Source organism: Longimicrobiaceae bacterium, assembly GCA_035696245.1.
Taxonomy (GTDB): Bacteria; Gemmatimonadota; Gemmatimonadetes; order Longimicrobiales; family Longimicrobiaceae; genus DASRQW01.
On record DASRQW010000419.1, the window covers coordinates 1 to 9802 of the forward strand.

General features: G+C 72.1%; 6 protein-coding genes. 2 read left to right on the forward strand and 4 right to left on the reverse strand.

Annotation, left to right across the window (positions count from 1 at the left end; all coding sequences use genetic code 11):
• Positions 1-305: 305 nt before the first annotated feature.
• Entirely contained in the window at positions 306-818 is a 513-nt protein-coding gene (locus VFE05_18735; protein HET6232118.1) for a response regulator, read from the forward strand.
• Positions 819-1085: 267 nt separating this feature from the next.
• On the forward strand, positions 1086-2114 hold the full coding sequence (locus tag VFE05_18740; GenBank protein ID HET6232119.1) for an EAL domain-containing protein: 1029 nt from the start codon (positions 1086-1088) through the stop codon (positions 2112-2114).
• Positions 2115-2467: 353 nt separating this feature from the next.
• On the opposite strand, the gene VFE05_18745 is transcribed toward VFE05_18740, so the two are convergent.
• The 4 genes from VFE05_18745 to VFE05_18760 form a co-directional block, all read right to left on the reverse strand.
• Positions 2468-3781, reverse strand: coding sequence for a RagB/SusD family nutrient uptake outer membrane protein (locus tag VFE05_18745; protein HET6232120.1), 1314 nt, complete (start codon positions 3779-3781; stop codon positions 2468-2470).
• A 53-nt stretch (positions 3782-3834) separates the two neighbouring features.
• On the reverse strand, positions 3835-6891 hold the full coding sequence (locus VFE05_18750; protein HET6232121.1) for a SusC/RagA family TonB-linked outer membrane protein: 3057 nt from the start codon (positions 6889-6891) through the stop codon (positions 3835-3837).
• A 293-nt stretch (positions 6892-7184) separates the two neighbouring features.
• Complete coding sequence (locus VFE05_18755; GenBank protein HET6232122.1) at positions 7185-8471, reverse strand: M20/M25/M40 family metallo-hydrolase; 1287 nt, start codon at positions 8469-8471, stop codon at positions 7185-7187.
• A gap of 377 nt (positions 8472-8848) precedes the next feature.
• The coding region (locus VFE05_18760; protein HET6232123.1) for a lantibiotic dehydratase C-terminal domain-containing protein at positions 8849-9802 on the reverse strand (954 nt) is incomplete at its 5' end.

The following is a 9802-nucleotide window of genomic DNA, read 5'->3' on the forward strand; positions in this document are numbered from 1 at the left end:
CACGGGCCGAAGACCTCGCGGTTGCGCGCGTCGCTCCACTCGGGCCGGTGGTAGCGGTGCGCGGCCGAGAAACGGACCCGGCGGGTGAGCTGCATGCGGGGCATCGTGCCGGGTGATGTGTGAGGTCGCACGCCGGAGAGAGGGCGCCCCGGCGCGCGGGGAAGAATAGGCGAGGCGCGCCGCCCTCCACAAGCTCGCCGGGAACAGATCGGTGATCGGCCCGCATCTGAAACGGCTTGAAGGGCACGCTCCTTGCTAAATAATGCGGAGCCCACATGGTGCGTTTCTCGCCCCGTACTTCCACGATGTCCGCCACCGCAGCCGCCTCGACCATCATCCCGATGGTCGCCCTGTCGTTCGTAGCACCCCGGTGCACGCAGCCCGAGCCGCCCCAGGCGCCGCGGGATCCCGTGCTTCCCGGCGGCGCGGGCGAGGCCGCCCCGCAGCCGGCCTCGGTGCTGATCGCCGAGGACCACGAGGACAGCCGCGAGGCGCTGGGCACGCTGCTGGACGCCTTCGGCTTCCGCGTGCTGGTGGCCACGAACGGGCGCGAGGCGGTGGAGACGGCGCTGGCCGAGCAGCCGGACCTGGTGCTGATGGACATGATGATGCCCGAGGTGGACGGCTTCGAGGCCACGCGCACGCTGCGCGCCGCGCCGGAGTTCCGCCAGGTGCCCATCATCGCGCTGACGGCCATGGAGGGCGCCCGCGAGCGGGTGATGGAGGCCGGCTGCGACGACTTCGTGAGCAAGCCCATCGACGTGCGCTCGTTCCTGGAGAAGGTGCGCGGCTGGCTCGCCGCCGGCCACCCGGCCTGAGATCGCCGCGCCGTATCTCCGGTCCCGCCGACCGAGCACGCCCGATCCGGCGAAGATGATCCCCCGACGCCACGGCTCGCCGCCGTGGCGTTCTTGCGTTCCGCGCGCACGGTGGCGCGCGGTGCGGCGGGGCCGGGCGAGGAACTTGCGAAACGCGCCCTCCGTGGCGGAACGCCGTTTGTTCCCGCCGTCACCGCTCCGCCCGTACCACGTTTCGACCGGACAGCGCGCGTGCATTGTGAGTGCAGAACCGATTCGCGGACCCTGGTGGTGGTCACGCCGGACCTGGAAGCCTATCCCGAGCTGGCGACCTTCGGCAGCGGGCGCGACTGGACGGTCCACGACAGCCTTGGCGCGCTGGAGATCCGCGTGGGCGCGGACTTCGAGTGGAGCGGCATCGCCGAGGCGGCGAACTTCCTGCGCGCGGTGCTGGACCCGCGGCGCTTCGGCGAGCTGCGGGGCGCGTGGGTGCAGAACGGCGTGGCGGTGGAGAAGCAGCTGCCGAAGCTGATCCAGGCGCGGCCGCTGGCCGAGATGGTGCCGGTGGACAGCTCGGCGCTGATGGGCATCTTGGACGGCGGGCGGCTGGAGACGTGGTTCCAGCCGGTCTTCCGATCGGAGGGGCTGGAGCTGTGGGGCTTCGAATGCCTCATGCGCGGCCGCGACGCCGGCGGCGGGCTGGTGGGCGCGCCGGCGCTGCTGGAGTGGGCGCGGCAGGAGCACCTGACGTTCATGCTGGACCGCGTGAGCCGCGAGACGCACCTGCGCAACGCGGGCGCCGCGGGAATGCCGGCCCATTGCAGCTTCCTGGTGAACTTCCTCCCCACCGCCATCTACAAGCCGGAGTTCTGCCTGGCGACCACGGTGCGCGCCGCGGCCGAGAGTGGGCTGGACCCGTCGCGCGTGATCTTCGAGGTAGTGGAGACCGAGCGCGTGCCGGACCGCGGCCACCTGCGCTCGATCCTGGCGTTCTACCGGGAGCGGGGCTTCCGCATCGCGCTGGACGACGTGGGGTCGGGGTTCGCCGGGCTGTCGCTGCTGGGCGACCTGCGGCCGGACCTGATCAAGATCGACCGTGAGCTGGTGGAGAAGGCGCCCGGGTCGCCCATCCATCGCGAGATCTGCGCGTCGCTGGTGCGCATCGGGCACGACAGCGGCCTGCTGGTGCTGGCCGAGGGCGTAGAGACGGAGACGGAGTGGAAGCTGATGGAGGAGCTGGGCGCCAACCTCTTCCAGGGCTACCTCTTCGGCCGCCCCTCTCCCAACCCCGTCCCCCGCGCCGCCATCGCCGCGTGACGCGACGCCGCGCATCGGCAAAGATCCATCGGCAGAGGCGCAGCGTGTCCCCGAATCGCCGCGACTTCATCTCCCGACGTCTTCCAGTGTCCGGCGCAGAGAACGCGCTCCGCATCTACCGACAGCAATCAGCTTCCAGGTCCACGCTACCGCGTCGGATCGTGTAGGGTCCGACCTGCGTGTCGGACCGTGCCGCGGAGGCGACGGTGCATGGACCCCGCATCCTCGCGGCGTCGCGGAGGCACACGCAGGTGCCCCCCTACCGGTCTGACGGCGCGGATGCGAAAAGGGAGAGCCCCGGCACCGAGGGATCGGCGCCGGGGCTCCTTGCATCTACCGTCCCGACCCGAAGGTCAGGTGCGGGGGAAGTTGGGGTTGTTCAGCCTTTCGATGTCGGGCACGGGAAGGCAGACGGTGGTGCCGTAGGTGCCGCCCTTGGGGTACGCGGTGCCCGCAACGGGGGTGAGGTTGACATGCAGCCGGTTCACGTCGTACAGGCGGTTGCCCTGGAGGAAGAGCTCGCGCCGCCGCTCCTCGGCCACCTGCGCCTGGATGGCGGCGGGGTCGGCGGAGCTGAAGGCGGGGAGCCCGGCCGCCGTGTGCAGCGCGTTGATGATGTCCACCGCGGCCTGCCCGCCCTGCACCTCGGCGGCGATGAGCTGCGCCTCCCTGCCGGTGGCGATGGGGATGCCGCTGGTGAGGCCGGCGTACTTGTTCTGGATCCAGATCTGCTGGCCGTCGGTGGCCTTCTTGCCCGTGTCGGCCACGCGCACGCGCGGGTCCGCCACGCCGCCGAAGGCGAGGCCGCGGAACGCCGGGTCCACCGTCACGTTCTGCGAGGTGTTGTTCTGCGAGAACACGCGGTTCTCGCGCCGCGACGAGGCGCTGGACGCGGTGGTGGAGCGTACGAACCCCGCGGGCACGCGCTGCGCGTCGGCCAGCGCAAGGGCCTTCTTCGACGCGTCGTACTGCGACAGGTCCAGCCGCACGCGCGCCCGGCCCACGAGCGACATGTTCAGCAGCGACTGGTCGCCCGCCACCGTGGCGGCGTCGATCGCCTGGCCGAAGCGCTCCTCGGCCTGCTCCAGGATCTGCCGCGACGTCAGCTCGGGCCCCGTGTCGATGGCCGCGGTGCAGAACATCTCCCCCAGCAGAACGCGGCTGTAGGCCGAGTACGCGGCGGCCACGGCGATCAGCTCGGCGCGGCTGGTGCCGGCGGGCATCTGCGCGTCGGTCCAGCCCTGGAGCTTGGCGAGCGCATTGTCGGCGCTCCACCGCGCGGTGGCGATGGGGGTGTAGACACCCAGGTTCTCGCAGGTGGAGGTGCCGTAGCGTCCGTCGCTGGACTGCACGTTGCGGCGGTCGTACGGCCAGCGGTCGGCCGTCTGGGTGGCGTCGATCAGCTCGTCGGTCACCAGGCCGCCCATCACCACGAACGAGCCCAGGGCGCAGTCGAAGTCGGCCACGGCGCCGCTCACCAGCAGCGGCGCGTACGTCGGGTCGTCCAGAGAGTCGCCGGGCAGCCGGCCCGGGGCGTCCACGTTCAGCGCGTCGTCCAGCGTGTTGCATGCGGCGGCCGCGAGCGAGACGGCGGCGAAGGCGGCCAGGGCGGTGCGCACCGCCCTGCCCCGCGCCCGCGCCTCGGCCTGCGTGCTGGTTGGCTTCATGGGTTCACCTCGTATGTGGTTCGGCGGGCGGCGCGCGGCCGCCCGCGGCGCGTTCAGAAGCTGAAGTTGAGCGAGGCCACGAACTGCGCGAGCTGGGGCACCACGTTCTGCTCCCACTGCGCGCTGGCGCCGCCGCGGCTGCCGCCCAGGAACGACGACTCGGGCTCCATCCCCTTGTAATCGGTCCACGTGTGCAGGTTGCGGCCGGCCAGCGTCAGCGAGGCTCTGTCGGCCCCCAGCCGCCCCGCCCAGCGTGTGGGGAAGCTGTAGGTGGCCGAGACCTCGCGCAGCTTGGTGAACGAGGCGTCGGAGATCAGACCGCTCACGTACGCGGTGTTCTGCGTCTGCGCCAGCCAGGCGCGGCTCTGCGCGGTGCCCACGTAGTCCAGCGGGTAGAAGTTCTCGCGGCAGCGGCCGAACAGCGTGCAGCGCACGCGCAGGTTGCCGTCCAGCTTGCTGAAGCCGTGCTTGAAGTCCACCAGCGACGACAGCCGCAGGCTGCGGAAGAGGCGCACGTTGGCGGTGAACGAGCCCTCGGTAGATGGCGTGGGGCGGCCCAGGAAGACGAGCGGCGCGCTGGCGCAGGCCACGGTGCCGCCCTTGCCGTCGTCGCACATCTCGCTGCCGCGCACCAGCTTGCCGGCGGCGTCGAACTGCGCGTCCACCACGCGGCGCTCGAACCAGGCCCCCACCGGGTAGCCCTCGTGGTGCTGCACGAAGCTGCCGGCGGTCACGAAGTCCCGGCCGGGCAGCCCCAGGCTCACCACCTTGTTGTGGTTGGTGGCCAGGCTGAACGACAGGTCCAGCCCGAAGCGCGGCCGGTCGAACGCCGTGGCCCGCAGCACCGCTTCGATGCCCGAGTTGGTGATGTGGCCGGCGTTGATGTACTGCCCGTTAACGAAGCCCTCGCCGGGGAAGCCGCTGGACGGGGCCGACTGGCGCAGGAGGATGGCGTCGTGCGTGTTCTGCGAGTAGTAGGTGAGCTCCAGCCCCAGGCGGTCGTTCAGGAAGCCTGCGTCGAAGCCCGCCTCCAGCTCGCCGCTGCGCTCCGGGCCCAGGTCCGGGTTGCCGAGGGCCTGCGGCGTCACGGTGATCGAATCTCCCGGCCCCGGCACGCCCGAGAAGGTGCGCAGCGCGGTGAACGACGCGGGCTGCTGGCCCGTCTCGCCGTACGCCGCGCGCAGCTTGAGCGTGTTCACCGGGCCGAAGCGCCAGAACGGCTCCTCGCTCACCACCCAGCTCGCGCTCACCTTCGGGTAGTAGACCAGGTCGAAGTTGCGGCCGAACGCGCTGTTGTCGTCGGCCCGGATGGCGCCGGTGAGGTAGAACCGGTCCTTCCAGCCCAGCTGCTGCTGCGCGAAGACGCCCACCGTCACGTCCTCCACGTAGTCCTGGCTGGCCCGCTGCCGCGCCGTGGCGGTGATGGCGCGCAGGCCCGGCGCCGGGAACTCCTCGCCGTAGGCCGAGACGAACTCGGAGTAGCGGCGGTAGTACTGCGTGCCGACGGAGGTCTCGGACGAGAGGCTGCGGCCGAAGTCGTGCGCCGCGGTGGCGCTGTAGTCCAGCGTGTTGTACGAGACGGTGCGCATGGTCTGGTCGCGGTAGCCGCGGATCTCGGCCGCGCTGAAGAACTGCGCCACCTGCGGGTCGCCGATGCGCTGCACCAGCTCCACGTTGTTCTCGCGCGTGAGGTCGGTGCCCACGGTCACGCGGTGCGTGAACCACGACGCCGGCTTGTGCTTGAGCTGCACGCTGCCGGTGAACCGGTTCACGTCCTGCCAGTCCTGGTAGGCCGACCGGTACGCCTCGGGCAGCGCGCTGTGGAAGCCGCGGCGCGGGGTGTTGAGGTTGGCTGGGGTGGCGAAGAAGGTCGTCCACGCCGCGCCGCCGCCGCCCGCCTCCAGGCCCAGGCTGGTGCGGCCCGACGTGTATCCCAGGCTGGCGTTGATGTCCACCTTGGCGCTGGGCGTCGCGGCCACGTTCGCCCGCCCGCTGAACCGGTGCACGGTGTTGTTGGGCTCGATGCCCTCGTCGCGCACCAGCCCGCCGCCTACGAAGTAGCGCACCGTGGGGCTGCCGCCGCTGGCGCCCAGGTTGTACTCCGAGACGCGGCCGTTCTGCCAGATGGGGTGCCCGCGCTGGTCCTCCGCTCGCACCATGTTGAGGCTGTCGACCTGGCCCGTGAGCGGGTTCACGCCGTAGTTGTTCCACACCCGGCCTTCGGGGTTCTGGAACCAGTTGGCTCCCTGCTTCACGTGCAGGTCGAAGCGCGTGCCGCCCTGCTGCCCGTGCTTGGTGGTGATCTGCACCACGCCGTGCGACGCCTCGGTGCCGTACAGGGTGGACGCCGCCGGCCCTTTGATGATCTCGATGCTCTCGATCTCCTGTGGGTCCAGGTCGTCGAAGCGCGAGATGACGCTGGAGCCGAAGCCCTGGTTGATGGGCCCCGTCGCCGCGCGGTTGTCCACCCGCACGCCGTCGATGTAGATGAGCGGCTCCTGCGCCAACGAGAGCGACGAGACGCCGCGCACGCGGATGCGCGCGCCGCCGCCCACCATGCCCGTGCCGGGGATCACCACCACGCCGGGGGCGCGCCCGTTGAGCAGGTCCTGCACGGAGTTCACCGGCGCCGTGGCCACCACCTGCGCCGCGTCGATCTTGGCGACCGTGGTGCCGATGGCGCGCCGCTGCGTGCCGCCCGCCGTGCCCGTGGCCACCAGCGCGTCGAGCGACAGCGCGCTCTCGGCCAAGGAGATGCGCAGCGACGTGTCGCCCACGCGCACGGTGCGGGTCACGCGCTGGAAGCCGAGGCGCTGCACCGTGAGCGTGGCCTGCGTGCCGCCCACGCCCGAGATGGCGAAGCGCCCTGCCGCGTCGGTGAGCACGCGCAACGTCGTGCCCGTGACCGTCACCTGCGCGCCCGCCACCGGCTGCTGGGCGGGAGAGGACAGCACCACCCCCGCCACCTCGCCGCCCTGCGCCGCCGCGCCGCCGGGCGCGAAGGCGAGCGCCAGCGCGGCCAGCGCGGCCGAGGCGAGACGGCGCATGGGCCGCGGAGGAGCGAGGCGGGGCGGAGGAAGCTCGGTGCCCGGACGGTGGCCTGGGGGCATGGGGGATCTCCTGTGTGGCACGGTGGAGAGCGGGGCCGCGCGGCCGCCGGAGCGGGCGGGCCCAGGGTTGCGCGCGTGCGCGCGCGAGGCGGTGAGGAAGTCAGCGCGGCGGGAGCGCGCGCGAATGGTCGTTGCAACGGCGGTAGAGGGCCGTTCGGGCCGTCCTGCGTAGGTTACGTCGGAGCGTGGGGGCACGCAAGAACTCCGTCCGCTTTCGCGGACGGAGTCTGCACGGGGCGCCCGGAAAAGACGCCCGGACCTCTGGATTTCGGAAGAGCGGGACCGGAGCGGCGTCAGCGCACGCCGGCGAGCGTGGCGGCGACGAGCAGCGCCCACTGGGTGCCCAGATGGCTGTCGCGCGTGTCGAAGCTCTCCGCGGGCGAGTGGGCGCCCTGCCCTCTGCCGCCACCGTCGATGGTCACCGCCGGGATGCCGAGGCTGATGGGGATGTTCGCGTCGGTGCTCGACGCGCCGGCCTGCGGGCTGAAGCCGAGCGCGCGCCCGGCGGCCTGCGCGGCGCGGACGATGGGCGCGTCCGGCCGCTGGGTGCCGGCGGGGCGCGTGCCGGTACGCTCGACCGCGACCGTCAGCCGCACAGGGCTGCGCGGCCACCGCGCGTTCTCGGCCGCCAGCGCCTGGCGGACCGCCGCCTTGAACGCCGCGTCCACGCGGTCCAGCGCGGCACGATCTACCGAGCGCATGTCCACGTCCATAGACGCCTCGGCGGCGATGGAGTTCACCGAGGTGCCGCCCTCCACCACGCCCACGTTGAACGTCACCTTGGGCGTGGAAGGCACCTGCAGGTCCGCGATGCGGGCGATGGCGCGGCCCAGCGCGTGGATGGGGCTGGGCATGCCGAAGTCGCCGTAGCTGTGGCCGCCGGGCCCGTGGAAGGTCACGCGGTAGCGGAAGCTGCCCACCGCGTCCTTGGTCAGGTTCAGCCCGTCGCCGTCTACCGATACGAAGTAGCCCACGCGGCCCTTCAGCTCGCGCTCGAACAGGCTGCGCACGCCGCGCAGGTTGCCGGGACCCTCCTCGCCCACGTCGGCCACGAACACGAGGGTGGACCGGGTGCGCACCTGCCCGGCGTCCAGCGCCCGCGCCACCCCCATCAGCACCGCAAGCCCGCGGCAGTCGTCGCCGATGCCCGGCCCGTGCAGCACCGTGCCGTCGCGGCGCACGCGCACGTCGGTGCCCTCCGGGAAGACGGTATCGAGATGGCCGGCGAGGACGACCACGGGCCCATCCCCGTCGCCGGGCCGCTCGCCGATCACGTTGCCCTCGGCGTCGATGCGTACGTTGCGCAGTCCCAGCGCGGCGAAGCGGCGCCGCATCTCCTGGGCGCGCACCGCCTCCTTGAACGGCGGCGCCGGGATCTCGCACACCGCGATCTGGTCGGAGATGGTCTGCGGCTCGTTGCGCTGCACGTACGCCAGCGCGTCGCGGACCGCGCGGTTGTCTGCCGGCACGACGAGAGGGCCGCTCCCGCGCGAAACCTGCGCGGCGGCGGCGGACGAGACGGCGAGCGCGGCGGCGGCGAAGGCGACGGACGCGGCAAAGCGTGCACGGGACTGGTTCACGGGAGTCTCGGGATCAGGGGGATGCGTATGCGCGGAGCGGTTTTCCGCAAGGTAGAATCCCTACCGACGCCCTGCAATCCTCGCCGGCAGATGAACCGTCACCTGTCCGGTCGGCACGCGGGAGATGCATGGGCGGACCGGCTGGCGGACGGTCGATGCGGAGCGTTCCGGCCGGGTTTTCCTCCGATGCGCAGGCGGCGGATCACATCGGCGGAGTGCGCGCGGGCTCGCGATGTCGGTGAACAGACCGACGATCCCGCATCGCATCGAACGCCAAACGGACGCCGACGATCGACCGTCGTCCATCTACCGAAAGTACGTCGAGGGGCCACCCGATGCGGATGGCCCCCTTTGATGTGCGGGCGGGCTTGGACGTCTCAGGCCGGCACCAGCGCGGCTTCCGCCTCGGGCTCTGGCTCCGCCTCGGCGGCGGGGACGCCGGCGCTGCGGCTCCAGGCATACAGGACGATGGGGAGGCGCTTGCGCACGAAGTGGTTGAGCTGCGCGAAGGTGCAGTGCGTGATCTCGCGCACCGGCCACCACCGGGCGGGCAGGTCGCCGTCTGGCACCGCGGCGGCGCGGCGGGCCATCTCGCGCGCGGCGTCGGTCACCACCGGGTCGGACTCCTCCAGCCCCCAGAGCCGGTCGAAGACGCCGGTGTTCTTCTCTCCCACCCAGCCGGGCAGCGCCGCCAGCACCACGGCCTCCTCCGTCTCCAGGCGCGTGACCAGCACGTGCAGCAGCGTGCAGGCGTAGAAGCGCCAGAACGGCTCCGCGTCCAGCCCCGCCTCTACCAGCGCGCGGTCCTGGGCGGCCGCCCAGCGCACCACCGCGCGGTCCTCGCGGCCCGGCCCCAGGTGGCGGATGCTCCAGAACGACAGCTCGCCCATGGTGCGCCACAGCTCAGCGTCCTCGTCCGGCGCGCCGCTCACGTACTGGAACGGGTAGCCGTTGGGCGCCCGCTCCACGATGCCGAAGCTGTTGTTCGGCGCGATGTCCGAGCCCTCGTCGAGCGAGCAGAGCACGCCGCCGCGGCACATGCGGTGGCGCTTCTCCAGCTCCGCGTCGTCGATCACGGCGGCGCTGGGGCTCTCGGCCAGGTACTCGTCGAGCGCGGCCGAGAGGAGGCCCAGCACCTCGTCTTCGCCCGCTTCCGGCACGCTCAGCAGGAGCAGCACGTGCGGCCCCCGGGCGTCGTAACGGTGGAACCAGAAGCGGTCCAGCTTGCCCGCCTCCCACAGCGGCCGCAGGGTGGGGCCCACGCACTGGGTCATCAGGCGGTTCTGCTCGGTCTCGCCCCAGTGGTACACGTTCACGGCCAGGTGGCGCAT